The organism is Marmoricola sp. OAE513 (genome assembly GCF_040546585.1).
Classification (GTDB): domain Bacteria; phylum Actinomycetota; class Actinomycetes; order Propionibacteriales; family Nocardioidaceae; genus Marmoricola.
In genome coordinates, this window is sequence record NZ_JBEPOC010000001.1 from 2,890,226 (window position 1) to 2,907,214 (window position 16,989).

General features: G+C 71.1%; 16 protein-coding genes. 10 read left to right on the top strand and 6 right to left on the bottom strand.

Annotated elements, in window-relative coordinates:
- Nucleotides 1-9: 9 nt before the first annotated feature.
- Complete coding sequence (locus tag ABIE44_RS14480; protein ID WP_209716153.1) at nucleotides 10-687, bottom strand: biliverdin-producing heme oxygenase; 678 nt, start codon at nucleotides 685-687, stop codon at nucleotides 10-12.
- Nucleotides 688-858: 171 nt separating this feature from the next.
- Between ABIE44_RS14480 and ABIE44_RS14485 the strand changes: the two genes are divergently transcribed.
- The 6 genes from ABIE44_RS14485 to ABIE44_RS14510 are packed head-to-tail and all read left to right on the top strand — an operon-like array spanning nucleotide 859 to nucleotide 8,351.
- Complete coding sequence (locus tag ABIE44_RS14485; RefSeq protein ID WP_354438090.1) at nucleotides 859-1,884, top strand: heme/hemin ABC transporter substrate-binding protein; 1,026 nt, start codon at nucleotides 859-861, stop codon at nucleotides 1,882-1,884.
- Nucleotides 1,881-2,984, top strand: coding sequence for a FecCD family ABC transporter permease (locus ABIE44_RS14490; RefSeq protein ID WP_354438091.1), 1,104 nt, complete (start codon nucleotides 1,881-1,883; stop codon nucleotides 2,982-2,984). Before ABIE44_RS14485 ends, ABIE44_RS14490 begins: the two co-directional genes overlap by 4 nt.
- Entirely contained in the window at nucleotides 2,981-3,859 is an 879-nt protein-coding gene (locus ABIE44_RS14495) for a heme ABC transporter ATP-binding protein (RefSeq protein WP_354438092.1), read from the top strand. The genes ABIE44_RS14490 and ABIE44_RS14495 overlap by 4 nt, the downstream gene beginning before the upstream one ends.
- A complete protein-coding gene (locus ABIE44_RS14500; protein ID WP_209716148.1) occupies nucleotides 3,859-4,944 on the top strand; it encodes a hypothetical protein in 1,086 nt (361 codons plus the stop codon). Before ABIE44_RS14495 ends, ABIE44_RS14500 begins: the two co-directional genes overlap by 1 nt.
- Nucleotides 4,934-6,262, top strand: a complete 1,329-nt coding sequence (locus ABIE44_RS14505; protein WP_209716145.1) for an HtaA domain-containing protein — start codon at nucleotides 4,934-4,936, stop codon at nucleotides 6,260-6,262. The genes ABIE44_RS14500 and ABIE44_RS14505 overlap by 11 nt, the downstream gene beginning before the upstream one ends.
- Before the next feature lie 40 nt (nucleotides 6,263-6,302).
- Nucleotides 6,303-8,351, top strand: a complete 2,049-nt coding sequence (locus tag ABIE44_RS14510; protein WP_209716141.1) for an Ig-like domain repeat protein — start codon at nucleotides 6,303-6,305, stop codon at nucleotides 8,349-8,351.
- Nucleotides 8,352-8,426: 75 nt separating this feature from the next.
- On the opposite strand, the gene ABIE44_RS14515 is transcribed toward ABIE44_RS14510, so the two are convergent.
- Both ABIE44_RS14515 and ABIE44_RS14520 read right to left on the bottom strand, forming a co-directional pair.
- The gene (locus ABIE44_RS14515) at nucleotides 8,427-9,221 is read right to left on the bottom strand and encodes a purine-nucleoside phosphorylase (protein WP_209716138.1); all 795 of its coding nucleotides are present in this window, start codon (nucleotides 9,219-9,221) and stop codon (nucleotides 8,427-8,429) included.
- Nucleotides 9,222-9,234: 13 nt separating this feature from the next.
- The gene (locus tag ABIE44_RS14520) at nucleotides 9,235-9,690 is read right to left on the bottom strand and encodes a gamma-glutamylcyclotransferase family protein (protein WP_209716135.1); all 456 of its coding nucleotides are present in this window, start codon (nucleotides 9,688-9,690) and stop codon (nucleotides 9,235-9,237) included.
- Nucleotides 9,691-9,744: 54 nt separating this feature from the next.
- Between ABIE44_RS14520 and ABIE44_RS14525 the strand changes: the two genes are divergently transcribed.
- Genes ABIE44_RS14525 through ABIE44_RS14535 form a run of 3 tightly spaced genes read left to right on the top strand, consistent with a single transcriptional unit; the run spans nucleotide 9,745 to nucleotide 13,129 of the window.
- Nucleotides 9,745-11,136, top strand: coding sequence for an NAD(P)H-quinone dehydrogenase (locus ABIE44_RS14525; protein ID WP_209716132.1), 1,392 nt, complete (start codon nucleotides 9,745-9,747; stop codon nucleotides 11,134-11,136).
- Between the two features lie 10 nt (nucleotides 11,137-11,146).
- Nucleotides 11,147-12,313, top strand: coding sequence for a SpoIID/LytB domain-containing protein (locus tag ABIE44_RS14530; protein ID WP_209716129.1), 1,167 nt, complete (start codon nucleotides 11,147-11,149; stop codon nucleotides 12,311-12,313).
- 15 nt (nucleotides 12,314-12,328) lie between these two features.
- On the top strand, nucleotides 12,329-13,129 hold the full coding sequence (locus ABIE44_RS14535; protein ID WP_209716126.1) for an SDR family NAD(P)-dependent oxidoreductase: 801 nt from the start codon (nucleotides 12,329-12,331) through the stop codon (nucleotides 13,127-13,129).
- Between the two features lie 86 nt (nucleotides 13,130-13,215).
- On the opposite strand, the gene ABIE44_RS14540 is transcribed toward ABIE44_RS14535, so the two are convergent.
- Genes ABIE44_RS14540 through ABIE44_RS14550 form a run of 3 tightly spaced genes read right to left on the bottom strand, consistent with a single transcriptional unit; the run spans nucleotide 13,216 to nucleotide 16,257 of the window.
- On the bottom strand, nucleotides 13,216-14,121 hold the full coding sequence (locus ABIE44_RS14540) for an oxygenase MpaB family protein (RefSeq protein ID WP_209716124.1): 906 nt from the start codon (nucleotides 14,119-14,121) through the stop codon (nucleotides 13,216-13,218).
- The gene (locus ABIE44_RS14545; protein ID WP_209716121.1) at nucleotides 14,118-15,329 is read right to left on the bottom strand and encodes an oxygenase MpaB family protein; all 1,212 of its coding nucleotides are present in this window, start codon (nucleotides 15,327-15,329) and stop codon (nucleotides 14,118-14,120) included. The genes ABIE44_RS14540 and ABIE44_RS14545 overlap by 4 nt, the downstream gene beginning before the upstream one ends.
- On the bottom strand, nucleotides 15,322-16,257 hold the full coding sequence (locus tag ABIE44_RS14550) for a DUF5995 family protein (RefSeq protein WP_209716118.1): 936 nt from the start codon (nucleotides 16,255-16,257) through the stop codon (nucleotides 15,322-15,324). Before ABIE44_RS14550 ends, ABIE44_RS14545 begins: the two co-directional genes overlap by 8 nt.
- A gap of 108 nt (nucleotides 16,258-16,365) precedes the next feature.
- Here ABIE44_RS14550 and ABIE44_RS14555 point away from each other — a divergent pair, with 108 nt between their 5' ends.
- On the top strand, nucleotides 16,366-16,932 hold the full coding sequence (locus tag ABIE44_RS14555; protein ID WP_209716115.1) for a TetR/AcrR family transcriptional regulator: 567 nt from the start codon (nucleotides 16,366-16,368) through the stop codon (nucleotides 16,930-16,932).
- Nucleotides 16,933-16,989: the final 57 nt, after the last annotated feature.

The following is a 16,989-nucleotide window of genomic DNA, read 5'->3' on the forward strand; positions in this document are numbered from 1 at the left end:
CGCTGGTTCTCAGCTCCCGGTGGGGATCCGCTTCCACGCCTCGAGGTTGCCGCTCAGCTCCGCGAACAGCGCCTGGTTCAGGTTGAACGCGACCTTCACCTCGTCGACGACCCGGGCGATCTGCCCGGCGTCGAGGCCCAGTCCGTCCATCCGGGCACGGTAGGCGTCCTTGTACGGCTTCGGCTTCGGGATTTCGGTGAACTTGTAGAACGAGGCGCCCACGTCGCCGAGGTCGAACTCGCGCTTCAGCACGGCACCGAAGGCCTGGCCGCCGGACAGGTCGCCCAGGTAGCGGGTGTAGTGGTGGGCCAGGTAGAGACCGCCCCACGACGCGCTGTCCTCGAGCCGGGCGACGTACGCGTCGGCAGCCGGGCTGCTGATCACCGGGGGGTGACCGGCGGACCAGTGGTCCATGTCGGCGTCGATCGACTCGAGGCGCTCGAGCACGGGGTCGTGGACCGCGGCGACGATCGGGTCGTCAGCGAGCTCGCGTCCGACCGACTCCATCGCGGCGTAGATCATCCGGAGACGCCCGAGGAACTGGACGTAGCCGCGCTCGTTGACCTCGCCGGCGAGCAGCTTCTCGACGAACGCCGACCCCTCGGCGTGCTTGTGCTCCGCCATCGAGCCCTCGCGCATCGCGGTGGAGAGCGGCGCGTTCGTCGCGTCGGATTCGAGCACGGTCATGGGGGACTCCTGGCGGTAGGTTAAGGTAAGGCTGCCCTTAGTAAGTTTTGCCTTACCTTACCAATGATTGCAGGTGTGGTCGTGCGGCGTTCCAGCGCCTCGTTCCTCAGCGCAGTTGCGGGAGCAACGGTACTGCTCGGAACCGTTCTCCTCGCAGGCTGCTCGGCTCCGGTGGACTCCGCCTCGGCCCGGGGCAAGGTCGCGCCCGATCTCTCGTCGGTGACCCCCCTGAAGGACCCGCGTTCCTGGGACGGTCCGAGCACCGCGGTCGTCGCGGATGACGTCGTCCGTGCGGTGGAGGCCGGTACGCCGCAGCTGCCGACCACCGTGAGGGACGCGCAGGGCACGAAGGTCACCGTGACGGACACCAGCCGCATCCTCGCGCTGGACATCTACGGCACCCTGTCGCGCACGGTCTTCGAGCTGGGCCAGGGTCCGAAGCTGGTGGGACGGGACATCTCCACCCAGTTCCCGGAGGCGTCCGGGCTCCCGCTGGTCACCCACAACGGCCACGAGCTGAACGCCGAGTCCATCCTCGCGCTGGACCCCACGGTCGTCCTGACCGACACCTCGCTCGGACCGTGGGACGTGATCCTCCAGCTGCGCGACTCCGGGATCCCCGTCGTGGTCACCGACTCCGAGCGCAGCCTCGACAACGTCGACGAGATCACCGAGCAGGTGGCGGCGGCTCTCGGGGTACCGGACGCAGGGGCACGGCTCACCGCGCGCGTCGCGACACAGCTCGCGAGGACCAGGGCCGAGATCGCCGCGGTCGCGCCGACCGACGACGGCCGGAAGCTCCGGACGATGTTCCTCTATGCCCGCGGCGCCTCCGGGGTGTACTACATGTTCGGGGAGGGCTCCGGCGCCGACTCCCTGATCGACGCGCTCGGCCTGTACGACGTCGCCGCCGAGATCGGTTGGAAGGGCTCCAAGCCGATCACCGACGAGGCGATCGTCGCCGCGCAGCCCGACGTGATCCTGATGATGACCAAGGGCCTGGAGTCCGTGGGCGGTGTCGACAAGCTGCTGGACCGATTCCCGGCCCTGGCAGCCACCCCGGCGGGTCAGCACCGTCGTGTCGTCGACATGGCCGACGCCGAGATCCTCGGGTACGGACCGATCACTCCCCAGGTCCTGAACGCGCTCGCCGTCGCCGTCTACGCGCCCGGTGCGATCGCGGAGGGAACGAAGTGACGACGCTGACCCGGGTCGCTCCCCAGACCGCCGCGCCGCTGCGCGCAAGGGTCCGCGGATCGCGCGTCGCGGTCGTGTTCGCCGGACTCGCTGCCGCGCTGGTCGTCGCCGTTCTCGTCGCTGCCGGCCGCGGTCAGCTCGACATCCCGCCAGGGGAGGTCCTCGACTCGATCCTGCGCCGCCTCGGCGACCTGGTCGGCTGGAACCTGGGTTCGGTGCCGACGCACCCTCAGGGTGACAACGCGCTGTGGGAGGTCCGCTTCCCCCGGGTCGCCCTCGGCGTGGTGGTCGGCGCGGCCCTCGCCACGGCAGGCGCGATGATGCAGGGCGTCTTCGGCAACCCGCTCGCCGAGCCCGGCGTGGTCGGCGTCTCCGCCGGCGCTGCCCTGGCGGCGGCCTCGGCGATCGCCTTCGGGATCACCGTCGCAGGCATCTGGACGATCCCGCTCTTCGCGTTCCTCGGGGGGCTGGCCACGACGCTCCTGGTCTACCTGATGTCGCGCGACGGTGGTCGCACCGAGGTGGTCACGCTCGTGCTCACCGGCATCGCGGTGAACGCCGTCGCACAGGCCGGCATGGCGCTGGTGATGTTCATGGCCGACACCCAGGCCCGGGAGCAGATCGTGTTCTGGACCCTCGGGTCGCTCAACGGCACCCGCTGGCAGTACGTCGGGGTGGTCGCACCGCTGTGCGTGGCCGGCATCCTCGGCGCGATGCTGCTCAGCCGGCAGCTCGACCTGCTCTCGCTGGGGGACCGGGCTGCCCGCCACGTCGGCGTGGACGTCGAGCGCCTGCGCATCAAGGCGATCTTCCTCGTCGCCGTCCTGACCGCCGCGGCGGTCTCCTTCTGCGGCGTGATCGGCTTCGTCGGTCTCGTCGTCCCGCACCTGATCCGGATCGTGCTCGGCCCCGGTCACCGGCTGCTGCTGCCGGCCAGCGCCCTGGCCGGTGCGGTGCTCCTGGTGGTCGCTGACCTGTTCGCCCGCACGTTGGTCGAGTACGCGGATCTCCCGATCGGCATGCTCACCGCCCTGGTCGGTGGCCCGTTCTTCTTCTGGCTGCTGCGCCGCACCCGTCGTACGGCGGGAGGCTGGGCGTGAGTCACCCCACCACGGTCGGGCAGCTCGCGCCCGAGAAGCTGCCCCCGGCGTTGTCCCTGCGGGGAATCGAGGTGACCCTCGGTGGAAGTCCGGTGTTGTGCGGGGTCGACCTGGACGTGCACCGCGGCGAGGTGCTGGCCCTGGTCGGTCCGAACGGCGCCGGCAAGTCGACGCTGCTCGCGGTCGCCTCGGGTGACGTCGACGCGGACGCCGGGTCGGTCTCGCTGCTGGGCGAGGACCTGGGCAACCTCGCCCCGAAGCGGGCAGCACGACTGCGGTCGGTGCTCCTGCAGGAGCAACGGATCGCGTTCGGCTTCACCGGCTACGAGGTCGTCGAGATGGGCCGGACCCCGTGGTACCGGCACCCCGAGGAGGAGCGCGACGAGATCGCGATCGACCTCGCGATGAGGCGCACCGACGTCGTCGAGTTCGCCGAGCGCCGCTACCCGACGCTGTCGGGCGGTGAGAAGTCGCGGGTGTCCCTGGCGCGGGTCCTCGCCCAGGAAGCACCGGTGGTACTGCTCGACGAGCCGACCGCAGCGCTCGACATCCGCCACCAGGAGCAGGTCCTGGCGACCGCGCGCGACCTCGCGCGCACGGGGGCCAGCGTCGTCGTGGTGCTCCACGACCTCTCGCTGGCGGCGGCGTGGGCGGACCGGATCTGCGTGATGTCCCGAGGTGAGGTCCGCGCCCTGGGGACGCCGCGCGAGGTGCTCGTCGAGGACGTCCTCGACGAGGTCTACCAGCACCCGCTCCAGGTCGTGGAGCACGCCGGCGGACTGCTCGTCGTCCCGCGGCGGGAGCACCTGGTCGATCCGGGCAGCACGTCCCAGCCGAGCACCCGGCCCGTCACGTCCGCAGTGGAGGTTTCCTGATGCATCCCACGTTCTCACGGACATTCGCTGCCTCCGGGGCGCTGGCCGCAGCGCTCGTCCTCGGCCTGGTCCCCGGCGTGAGCCTGTCGCCCGCGAGCGCCGCCGCGCGGGTGAGCATCGACAACGGGTCGGGCAGCGCGGTCGTCGACCCGACGTACGCGACCACGCTGACGCTGCGCGGCAGCGGGTTCCAGTCGATCAAGAAGGGCTACGGCGGCATCTACGTGCTGTTCGGTGTCGTCAAGGGCAGCTGGCGCCCCAGCAAGGGGGGGCGCAGCGGCGTGAACTACCTGGCCGTGCCCGACTCCGAGAGCAAGAACAACGCGGGCTACGCCCGGTTCATCGCGTTCCCGGGCAGTGAGACCGCCGGGTCGGCCAACGGAGGCCTGATCTCCGCGAAGGGGACCTGGTCGGCGAAGATCACCGTGCCCGGGGGCACGTTCACCACCACCGACGCGCAGCAACGGGTCGTCAAGGTCGACTGCCGCGTCTCCGTTTGCGGCGTGATCACCGTCGGGGCGCACGGCGTCGCCAACGGCAGGAACGAGACGTTCACCCGCGTCCGCGTCGGCAAGGTCGCCGGCGCGGAGGAGAACAGGTCGACGACCACGAGCTCCGGCGCCGCGACGCCGTCGACCGGGAGCGGCCTCGCCACCGCGCCCGTCGCCCAGGTCCCCGCGGCCCCGACGATCGCGACCAACTCGGCACTGGAGGTCGACCGCGCGTCGGCCAGACCCGGACGGGTGCTGTCCTTCCACGCCGAGGGCCTGAGGCCCGGCAGCCAGGTCAGCGCCACCTTCGAGGACGGCCGGGCCGCCGTCGGCCCGATGACGGTCGGTGCGAACGGCGAGGTCGCGGGAGTGCTCACGCTGCCGAACGACCTGCGCACCGGTACCTACGAGCTCCGCATCGTCGGGGGCGAGGCGCCTCCTTCGGTCCGGTTCGCCGTCGTCGCCGACACGAGGAAGCCGGCGCTCCAGAAGGACGACCCCTGGCCGATCGTCTTCGTGGTCGCCAGTGCCGCGGTGCTGGCGGGCGCGGTCGCGTTCGCCGGGCTCCGGTGGAGGAGGCGTCGTGCGGCCTGAACGCCGAGCCCTGCGCACGCTCGGACTCGTCCTGGCCGCCCTCGCTGCGCTCGTCGTACCGGCGCAGGGGTGGGCCGCCGACGAGGCCCCGGCCGGTGCCCCGACCTCGGTGGCGACTTCTGGCGCGACCAACGTCCCGGCGGACGCGGCGACCGGCCTGCCCGCCCCCACCCAGACCGTCTCGCCCAGCCCCACCTCCACCGCGGAGCCGACCGAGCCCGCCGAGGGCCCGGTCGACGTCGAGGACGCCGTGCTGCGCTGGGGGATGAGCAACGAGGCGAACAACGCCGCGTTCGCCCAGGGCACCTTCAACTTCTTCTCCGCGGGCAAGATCGCCGACCCGGGCAAGGGCAACGTGAAGCTCACCGCCGCGGGTTGGAAGCAGCAGCAGGGTGCCGTGCGGATCGAGAAGTGGAACGGGACGGCGTACCGGGCGGCCACCTGGGCCGGTCTCGGGACCGACAGGGACGGAGTCACGATCCCCGGACCCGGCTCCGGCCGGTTCAGCGACCACCAGTTCGTGTTCGCCGGAGGCACCGGCTCGGTGGACCGGGAGGCGGGCACCGCTCACGTCGCGTGGACCGGCGACGTGACCGTGCTCTTCTACTCGGGCTACACGTTCTTCTACCTCTCCGACCCGGTGCTCGACGTCGCCGACGGCAAGGGTGCCCTCCGGGCCACGTTGAGCGGTTACGGGTCGACGCGGGCCAACCCGGACGTGTGGACCGCGATCCCGGCGAAGACGGTCACGGTCGCCGACCTGCCGGCCGTCGACCTCGGAGACCTGGCCGGGTTCAGCGCCACCCCGGCGTACGACGCGGTGACGACGACCCTCGACGGCGTCAGCACCACGGGCTCCTTCCCGCAGTCCTACGTCTCGTTCATGAACGACCTCGGCACCGCGCCGTTCTGGATGAACAGCGGCAGCGCCACCGACGTCGCCAAGAGGGCGCTCCCGGTCACCGTCAGCTACGACGCGTCCCAGCCCGTCGAGACACCCGAGCCTCCCGCGCACACCCCGGCGCCGGACGTCGAGAACGAGGCTCCCGAGCCCCCGGAGTCGAGGACCGTGACGGTCACCCGCACCGTCACCGTGACGGCCCCCGCGGCGGCTGCTGCCGCCACCGTGCCCGTCGCGGGGTCCGCTCCTCACGCGTCCGGCCCGGGCGTGCAGCTGATGGCCCGGACCGCCGCCTCCCCGGCCGAGCACGACTCCGCCTGGGCCTGGTGGCTGGGCGGAGGCCTCCTTCTCCTCGCGGCGCTGGTCCTGGCCGGCTCCGCCCTGATCCCCATCCCCGCTTCGCGCCCCCTGGCGTGAGGCACCACCACAACGGCTCCATCCCCGTGAAAGGACAGCCATGAACACCATCGGATCGCGCACACGGAGGCGGCTCGCAGCCGCCGTCGCGAGCGCCGTCGCCCTCGGCGGCCTCGTCGCTCTCGCACCGGGCGCCACCGCTGCACAGACCGGACCCGTCGTCGACAGCGGAGTCGCGACCTGGGGCATCTCCGACGTCCTCGGAACCGCCCGGACCGGCTTCCCCGCCCCGACCGCGAGTGCGTACGGAACGCCGGCGACGTACGACGCGAGCACCAAGCTCAGCACCTTCGGCAACGGCAACGCCTCCGGCGCCGTCGCTGCTGACGGTTCGGCCACGCTCAGCTTCAAGGGCGCGACCGTCAACTGGGCCGCGGGCACCGGGAACGGATGGATCCGCATCGCCGACCCGACGGTCGTGGTCGACGCGACGGGAACCGGCTCGGTGACCGCCGACGTCTCCTTCGGCACCACGCCGGACGCTGCGACCCTGCCGCCGGCGGGAGTCGTCCGTGGCCCGTCGCGGATCGTCATCGAGACCCTGTCACCCAACTCCGAGGACGGCGACGCCACCTACCCGACGACGCTGTCGAACCTGACCTACGGCTTCGCCGCGACCTCGACGAAGTACACCTGGTCGAACCTGATCGGCCGCTGGTCCCCGGAGCTCCTCGCGTTCCTCGCGACCAACGACGGCACCAACGGCAGCGGTTGGACCTTCAAGAGCACCATCGTCAACGGCGTCGCGACGAGCGGGAGCACCAACGGGATCTCCCGCTACCCGTCGGCGTTCAACCTGACGCTGGACCGGACCGTCGCCGCGACCACGGCCACCGCCAGCCTGGATGCGGACGGCATCAAGATCGCCGTCAACGGCACCGGCTTCCTCAAGACCGCGCCGGGTCTCTACGCCAGCCTGCGCGAGCGCGTTGCCGGCGACTCGGCCTACACAGGAACCGGTGGCGGCGTTACCAGCGACTCGCCGACCGCGTGGATCAGCAACAGCGCAGCCGACATCGGCCCGGACCCGGCGACGGGCGCGAACGCCGCCATCGGCGACAACGGCGCGTTCAGTGCGACGATCGCGATCACCAAGGCGCAGATCGCGACCCTGGATGCTGCCAAGAGCTACACCATCGTGACGCGCAAGGCGCACGGTCAGGGCGGCAGCCCGGCCCACGCGGACCAGGTCACCGAGACGCCGGTCGACCTGGCTGCGGTCATCAGCGCAGCCAAGGCGCGCAAGGACACGACGGTCACGGCCACCGCACCGGCCGTCGCCTACCCGAGCGCTGCCTCGGCGACCGTCACGGTCACGGCGGCCAGCGGCACCCCGAACGGCGTCGTCACCATCAAGGACGGGGCGAACGTCGTCGACACCGCTCCGCTGCTCGACACCGGATCGGTGACCCTCACGGTCCCGAACCAGACGCCGGGCACCAAGCAGTACGCCGTGGAGTACGCCGGTGACGCCGGTTTCTGGAAGTCGACCGGCACCCTGAGCGTCACCGTGACCAAGGCCCCGTCGACGATCACCGTCACGGGCCCGGCGTCGGTCGCGTACCGGACGGCGGCGACCTACACCGCGAACGTCAGCGGAGGCGCGACCGGCAACGTCGTCATCACCGGGGCCGGCGTCAGCTACACCCGTCCGATCAGCGCTGGCAAGGCGACCTTCGTGCTGCCTGCGACCCTGCCGGCAGGTGCCCGAACCCTGTCGTTCGCGTACGCCGGCAGCAGCACGACGGCGGCCGCGACCACCGTGACCAAGTCGGTCACGATCGGCAAGGGCGCCACCGCGATCACCGCCTCGGTGGAGCGCAAGGCGACCACCAAGAAGGCGGGCAAGGTCAAGGTCGTCGTGGCCTCGGCCAAGGGCGGTCCGGTCCCGACCGGCAAGGTCACGCTCACCCTGACCAAGGGCGGCGTCACCAAGAAGCTCTCCGCGAAGACCTTGTCCAACGGCAAGGTCGTCGCGACCCTCCCGAAGGTCGGCAAGGGCACCTGGGTGCTCAAGGTGACCTACGCCGGCTCGTCGCAGCACGTGAAGAGCACCGCGACCAAGAGCATCAAGGTCAAGAAGAAGTAGGCGGGAAACGACCCGGACGGCGGGTCCCACTTCGCGGTGGGGTCCGCCGCCCCGGTTCGGGGTGTCGGTTGGCGGTCAGATCCTCGGCACGATCGCGCCGAGCAGCTCACCCATCCGGGTGGCCGCGGCCTTTCCCGCCTCGAGGACCTCCTCGTGGTTGAGCGGCTCCCCGGTCATGCCGGCGGCGGCGTTGGTGACCAGTGAGATGCCGAGCACCTCCATCCCCGCCTCGCGCGCGGCGATCGCCTCGAGCGTGGTGCTCATCCCCACCAGGTCCCCGCCGATCGCGGCGACCATCCGGATCTCGGCCGGGGTCTCGTAGTGCGGCCCCGGGAACTGCACGTAGACGCCCTCGTCCAGGTCGGGCTCGATCTCCTGGCACAGCGCCCGCAGCCGCGGGCTGTACAGGTCGGTGAGGTCGACGAAGTTCGCGCCGACGATCGAGGACGTGCCGGTCAGGTTGATGTGGTCCTTGATGAGCACCGGCGTGCCGGGGGCCCACTCGGGCTTGAGACCACCGCAGCCGTTGGTGAGCACGACCGCGCGGCATCCGGCCGCAGCCGCGGTGCGGACGCCGTGGGCCACAGCGGCGACGCCGAGGCCTTCGTAGTAGTGGGTGCGGCCGAGGAAGACCAGCAGGTTCGTGTCGCCCGAGCGCACCGAGCGGAGCTTGCCGCCGTGACCGGCGACAGCAGGAGCGGCGAAACCGGGCAGGTCGGCGATGTCGATCTCCGCGACGGCCTCACCGAGGGCGTCGACCGCGGGGAGCCAGCCCGACCCCATCACGAGTGCCACGTCGTGACGCTCGACACCGGTCTTCTCGGCGAGGGCGACGGCTGCTTCGGAGGCTGCTTCGTAGGGGGTGCTCACGCGCCCGACTCTATTACCCGCCGAAGGTGCTGCGGCACGGACGGCGGCGCAGTGCGGCCACGTAGTCGCTGGGGGCGTCGGCCGCCTCGGCCGAGTCCGCCAGCGTGCCCAGGTAGGTCGCCGAGGGCAGCCCGCCCTCGAACGCGTCGAGGACGTAGACCCAGGCCACGACCTCGCCGGTCATCGTGGACACGCGGACCTTGGTCTTGCGGAACAGGCCGGTGTCGGCGGACTCCCAGCCGTCGAGGCTGGCGCTGTCCTCGTCGGTGACGTCGTACAGCGCGACGAAGACCTGCTCGAACGGGTCCTGCACGATCGTGGCCAGCGCCCCGTCCCAGCCGTGCTCCTCGCCGCCGAACGTGAGTCGCCAGCCGTCCAGCCAGCCGGTCCCGTGCAAGGGGGAGTGGGGGCACCGCTCGCCCATCCTGGTCGGGTCCAGGTTGGTGCCGTACGCGGCGTACAACGTCATGGGGAGAAGGGTAGGGCCAACGGTGCCGCGGCCCGGGTAGGACACAATGAGTCCGTGACTCGTGTGGTGATCATCGGTGGCGGTCCCGGCGGCTACGAATCTGCGTTGGTGGCTGCGCAGCTGGGCGCCGAGGTGGTCGTCGTGGACTCCGACGGGCTCGGCGGCTCGGCCGTCCTCACCGACTGCGTGCCCAGCAAGACCCTGATCGCGACCTCCGAGCTGATGACCGAGCTGTCGACCGCGCCCGAGCTCGGCATCGGGCTCGTCGACCCGCTCGCCCCGGGGTCCCAGGTCCAGATCGACCTCGGCGTGGTCAATGCCCGGGTGCTCCGGCTCGCGGCCGAGCAGTCCCGTGACATCGGTCGGCGCCTCGAGCGCGACGGCGTCCGGGTCGTCGCGGGCCGGGGCCGGTTGGCCTCGCCGGACCGTGTCGTGGTGGACCTCGCGGAGGGTGGTACCGAGACGATCGAGGCCGACACGGTGCTCCTCGCCACCGGTGCCGCGCCGCGCACGCTGCCGACCGCGCAGCCCGACGGCGAGCGGATCCTCACCTGGGAGCAGGTCTACGACCTCACCGAGACGCCGGAGAAGCTGATCGTGGTCGGCTCCGGCGTCACCGGCGCCGAGTTCGCCAGCGCGTACCTCGCGCTGGGCATCGAGGTCGTGCTGGTCTCCTCGCGCGACCGGGTGCTGCCCGGCGAGGACGCCGATGCCGCCGAGGTGCTCGAGCAGGTGCTCACCCGCCGCGGCATGCAGGTGCTCGGGAAGTCCCGGATGGAGTCGGTGACCCGCGACGGCGACACCGTGACGGTGACGCTCACCGACGGCCGCTCGGTCTCGGGCTCGCACTGCCTGCTGGCCCTCGGGTCGGTCCCGAACACCGCCGACCTCGGCCTCGAGGAGGCCGGCGTCGCCACCGACGACGGAGGCTTCATCGCGGTCGACCGGGTCTCCCGCACCACGGCTCGGGGCGTCTACGCCGCCGGCGACTGCACCGGCGTGCTGATGCTCGCCTCGGTCGCCGCGATGCAGGGCCGGATCGCGATGTGGCACTTCCTCGGTGACGCGGTCGCACCGCTGGACCTGAAGAAGGTCTCCTCCAACGTCTTCACCGCACCCGAGATCGCCACCGTCGGCTGGTCGCAGCAGGCCGTCGACGCTGGTGAGATCGTTGCGGAGTCGGTCGTGCTCCCGCTGGCGGGCAACCCGCGCGCCAAGATGCAGGGCGTGCGCGACGGCTTCGTGAAGCTGTTCTGCCGTCCCGGCACCGGCATCATCGTGGGCGGCGTGGTCGTCGGTCCGCGTGCCAGCGAGCTGATCCACCCGGTCTCGCTCGCGGTCGCCGAGAGCCTCACCGCCGACCAGGTGGCGAACGCGTTCACCGTCTACCCGTCGAACTCCGGGTCCGTGGCCGAAGCGGCCCGGAGGTTGCACCACCCTGCTTAGGATGGTCGGCATGCGTACTCGGACCGCGCTCGTGACCACTGCTCTGCTCGGAGCCTCCTTCCTCGCCGCGCCCGCGCCGGCCTCAGCGGCCGAGGCGTGGGTGGACTACGACGCCGACGGCATCACCGTGCTGACCCAGGGCTTCGGCCACGGCATCGGGATGTCCCAGTACGGCGCGAAGGGCCGGGCGGACGCCGGTCAGACGGCCGCGCAGATCCTGGACTTCTACTACCCGGGCACCAAGCTCGGAACCGACGCGCGTCGCGTCAAGGTGCTGCTCACCGGTGACGACGACGGCAACGTGATCGTGTTCCCCGAGAAGGGCCTCAAGGTCGTCGACCTGGCGACCGGCAAGGGGTACAAGCTCCCGACGAGCGGCCAGAAGCTCTGGCGGTTGCGCACCAAGGCCGGCAAGACCCGGGTCGCCTACTCCAAGGGCAACGGCTGGAAGCTCTACCGGATCAAGGGCAGGGCGTCGCTGAAGGGAGCCGGGGAGTTCCGCGGCAGCACCGGTGCGCTGACGCTGCGCACCCCGGAGGCTGACAGGCGTTACCGGGGCGGTATCCGGCTGATCAAGGGCAACGTCGTCAACATCCTCACCCTGGACTCCTACCTGCGTGGCGTCGTCCCGGCCGAGATGCCGGCACTGTGGGCGCCCGAGGCGGTCAAGGCGCAGGCGGTCGCGGCGCGCACCTACGCCGCGTTCGAGATGTCCGCGAACCCGAAGCGCACCTTCGGTGTCTACGACACCACCCGCAGCCAGGTCTACAAGGGCGTCTCCGCCGAGCAGCCCGGCAGCGACGCAGCGATCCGGGCGACCGCGGGCAAGATCGTGACCTACCAGGGCAAGCCCGCCTTCACCCAGTTCTCGGCGAGCAACGGCGGCGTCACGGCGAAGGGTGGTCAGCCGTACCTGGTAGGCGCCCGGCCGGACACGTTCGACACGGCGTACCGGAACCGCGAGCTGGTGATCGGCCCGAACACCAAGGCCAAGCTCGAGAAGAAGTACCCGGCGCTCGGCAGTCTGCAGCGGGTGCGGGTCGTGGAACGGGACACCGACCAGCGCGTGCTCAAGGTCCAGCTCGACGGTGCCAAGAACGACTCGGTGATCATCAAGGGCACCGACCTGCGCACGCTGATCGGTCTGCGGTCGCACTACTTCACCTTCACGCCCTGAACTAACGTTCGGAGCATGACCCTTCCTGCTCCCGGCCCAGACCGTGCTGCCGTCGTCACCGGCGCCTCCTCAGGAATCGGGGCGGAGATCGCTCGGGATCTCGTCCGCCGCGGTCACCAGGTCGTCCTGGTCGCCCGCACCGAGTCCAAGCTCAACGAGCTCGCCGCCGAGCTCGGCTCCGGCGCGCACGTGCTCGCGGCCGACCTGTCGGACCGCGCCGCCCGCGCAGCGCTGCCCGACCGGATCGCCGGGCTCGGCCTGATCCCGGACATCGTGATCAACAACGCGGGGCTCTCCACCCTCGGCCCGGTGCACCGCAGCGACCCCGAGGCCGAGATGCGGATGGTCGAGGTGGACGTCGTGGCGGTCGTCGACCTGTGCAGCCGCTTCCTGCCGGGGATGGTCGAGCGCGGGCGGGGTGCCGTGCTCAACGTCGCCTCGACCGCGGCGTTCCAGCCGTTGCCGGGGCAGGCCGGCTACGGAGCGGGCAAGGTCTTCGTGCTGTCGTACACGCAGAGTCTTTCCGGAGAGCTGAAGGGGACCGGAGTGAGTGTCTCGGTGCTGTGCCCGGGACCGGTCGACACCGGGTTCGGCGAGGCGGCGGGGTTCACGAAGGAGCAGGCGGACGAGGCGCTGCCGGCGTTCATGTGGATCGCACCGGACGTGGTCGCGAAGACGGCCGTAGACGGGCTCGATCGCGGGAAGCTCGTGATCATTCCGGGGGTGGGGAACAAGGCCGGCGCGCTGTTCGCGAAGATCACGCCGAAGCGGATCCTGATCCCGATCCTGACGAAGCAGCACCCGGGTCTGCCCTGACCTGCCTCGCGGGGTGCGGCGCCCACGCCGCGGACCGGTGCGTGCGCCGCGCTCCGTGCCGCGCACCCTCAGCGCGCTAGGTCACCTCAGTAGGGCGCCGGGGCGTCGCTGACTCCGGGCATGCTGACTCGGCCTCGTCGTCGCCAGCGCTTTTCGGTGGCAGCGACGGACGCGTAAGAGCGTTGGCTGCTTCCGTGCAGGAGGGGGGACCTGGCGAGTCGGGGCAGGTGGGTATGGGCCACGCGACTTGCTCGGCAGACTGCTTGGAAGGTGGCTTGCTGGGCTGCCGTCGGTTGGATGTCGTACAGGTTGAGGACGGGGGCGGGGAGGCTTCCGATCACGACGGCTGCCAGGGCAGGGGAACCGATCACGGCCGGGCCCGGGAGGGGGTAGCCGGCGGAGCCGGCGAGGTAGCCGCCGACCAGGCGGGCCTCGTCGGTGAGGTAGGCCTCGCCGTTGACCAGGCGCTCGTCCATCCGGGTCCGGAAGGCGGCGTACGACGGGGGAGCGGCGTCGCGGGGCATGCCGAAGAGGCACGCCCAGTCGATGAAGTCCGCCAGCAGCGCCTCCCGCTCACCGTCGGTCAGGCGGCGTACGAGCAGGTCGTGCATCACCTCGACGGAGTCGAGGGTGAAGGCGGCGGTCATCCACATCAGGTCGCCGCGGGCGGCGTCGTACGGGGTGCCGGTGGGGGCGTGCGGGCCACCGTCGACCGAGGTGGTGCCGGCGACCGGGGCGTGCCGCTTCGCGGTGAACGCCAGGGCTCGGTCGGCTTCCTCGCGGCTGCCGAGGAAGACGCTCTCGAAGAGCCGGGCTGTCAGGGCCAGGCGCTTCCAGGGCGTCTCCCGGTGGCTGGTGTGCTGCGCGGTCCCGACGAACAGCACCGGGTGGGTGGCGCCGACGACGAGGGCACGCTGGCCGTAGGTGAGTCCGACGGCGCGCTGCTGCAGGGCGCGCACCGCCATCGAGCTCGGGGCGAAGTAGCCGGTCATGCCGCGGGGACGGGGGCGATCGGCGGGCGCTTGCCGGCGTACTGGAGCCGCTCCATCCTGACCAGGGCGCGCTCGGCCCGTCGGTCCAGCAGGGTGGTGCCGCCGGGGAGGCGTCCGATCAGCTGGGTCCAGAGGGTGTTGGCCGCGATCCGGTACGCCGGGTACCACGGCGGCCGCATCGGCTGTCCGACGTCGTGCATGCCGCTGCCGAGGTTCAGCAGGGTCGCCATGCTCAGCGCCCGCTCGCGCTCGTAGAACCGTCGCCAGCGCGGCAGGCCGGGAGCCGTGTCGAGCATGGTGATCAAGCCGGCGCCGAGCTGCTTGCTGGACTCCTCGGGCAGCGAGAAGCCGGCCACGACGTTGGCCAGCACGCGGCGACCGATCCGCTCGGTGCGCGGCAGCCAACGCTCGTCGACGCCCATCAACCAGCCGACGTAGGACCACAGGTGCATGATCGCCCGGGCGTCGTCCGCCGGGATCCGGATGCCGAGCGCGCGGGCCTGGAGCAGGTAGCTGGTGCTGAACGAGCCGATGGTGCCGGCCCGGTCGTACTGGTTGATCGGGACGCCGCGGAACTCCCAGTCCCAGGACGGGTCGCGCTCGAGCTGGTAGTTCACGAAGCCGTGCATCACCCGCACGTGCACGCTCAGCTTCCAGCCCTCCCCGTCGCGGCGCAGGCCTTCCGGGGCGGTGCACGCCAGCCACCACTGCCCGGTCTCGCCGACCCGGTTCAGGGTGTCGTCGAAGCGTCCCGTGCGGACCAGCGGCTGCAGCGCCGCTCCCGAGCGGTAGCCGCCGAGCAGCGACCCGTAGGCCAGGATGTCGAAGCCGTCCTTGCCGATCCGGCGGGCCGCGGCCGCACCGCGCTCCAGCAGGGCGTCGTCGACCCAGGCCGGTCGGTCCTCGAGCTCGGCGAAGAGCGCGCGCAGCGGAGCCGGTGCGTCCGCCGGTACGCCGGAGGCGAGCGCCTCGCGGAACGCGGGCATCGTGACCGCGTGGTCCTCGCGGACCGCCCGGACGAAGGTGTCCGCGACCTCGTCGCGACGCATCAAGCCGGCCTTGAGGTCCTCGAGCTCCTGGCCCGTCATTCGGGAACCGGGACCGGCCACCCGGAACAGCGGGGCGGCGAATCGGCGCGCCCACTCGCCACCCCCGCCGTACCGGGTCGGCACGGCGGGGCGGCTGACGACCTCCGCGAGGTCAGCCATGGTGAGTGGCGCAGTACGCGGCACGTTTGTCGGGGCTCGGGCTGGCGAAGAGCGCCTTGATGAACTGGGCCTGCCCGGCGGCGTACTCGCTGATCTCACGCTCCACCAGCGGGCGCACGAAGGACGGAGCGTTCGCCAGCGCCTCGGCGTGCCGCCAGACGACCTCGCGCCAGCCGCGCATGATCGCTCCGACCAGGACCTCGTCGACCGGGCCCAGGTCGAGCTTGTTGAAGGTCGGGTCGAACCGGGCCGCCTCCTCGTCGAAGACCGGGTGGTAGAGCGAGTCGAGCCGCTGGTTGTACGCGTTGTGGTCGGCCTTGTGCGAGGTGCCGTCCGCGGCGGTGAGCCCGACCTTCTCCAGCACGTAGGGGAAGTCGTTGTTGATGTGCGCGTTCATGTTCATCATGAAGTCGCCGAGGCCGCTCATCTTCCGGTCCTCGGTGGCCTGCAATGCGATCTGCCAGGCCTTGGCGACCGAGGACTTCTTGCCGGCCTTCCAGGCGTCCATCGTGTCGAAGTACATCTGCGCGAAGGCGGCGTCGATCTGGGTCAGCCACTTCCGGTCCGCGAAGTAGCCGTTGTCGGCGGCGTTCTTCACGTTCTGGGTCACCCGGAGGTAGGCCAGCGAGAAGATCGCGTCGTGGCTGCAGGACGCTGCGAGCGGGACGAGCCGGCGCTCCATCTCAGCGATGACGTCCTCGATGCACTGCGGGTCGCCGCTCACGCAGACGGGGCCCTGGTACGGACCCTTGTACGGCGTCGGCAGGGCCGCCAGCAGGTTGACCAGCGGATCGAACAACGTGGGGGAGAGCAGAGCGCCCAGGGGGTCGGGTTTCGGGGCGGCCTCGACCGGCCCGGTGGTCGAGCCGACGGCGAGGGCACACGCGACGGCGGCGACGGCGACGCGCAGGGAGCGGTTCAGGGGCATGGGCACAGGTTAAAGTGAGTAAATGCTCAACTTCTACTCGTGTTCTGCGGTCGTCTAGTGGCGCCAGAGATCAGGCGCAGCAGGCCGGTCCAGGCGCGGTCGAAAGCCATGGTCGAGCGGATCCTGGACGCCGCTACTCGCGTTCTCGCGACCGGTGGGTACGTACAGATGAGCACCAACCGGGTGGCGGACGAGGCGGACGTCAGCATCGGTTCGCTGTACCGCTACTTCCGGGACAAGGACGAGATCATCGCCGAGCTCCAGCAGCGGGCCTCGACCGGGATCGTCGAGGAGATCACCGCGGCGATGGCCGATGCCGCACCGATGGACGCGTACGCCGGCACCCGGCACGTGGTCGCGACGATCGTCGCCTCGCTGCGAGCACGCGGGCCGTTGATCAGCGCGATGATCAACGAGGTGCCGCTCGGGTCGCACTCCAACGCGCTGCCCGAGGTCGAGCGCAACCTGGGCGCCTTCGTCCGGATGTACGCCGTCCAGCGGGCACCGAGGATGCCGCGCGAGGAGCTCGACGCGCGCGTCTACCTCGCGATGGGCATCACGCTGAGCAGCTGCCTGCGCATCGCGCTGGAGAAGCCGGAGCACCTCGACGCCGAGCACCTGATCGACCTCACCGCCGGGATGCTCGCGCTGGGCCTCACCGCCCACCCGGCTTGAATGTGCACCAAAACAACGCCGACCCGGCAGAGATGTGCTCCAAAACACCGCTGACCC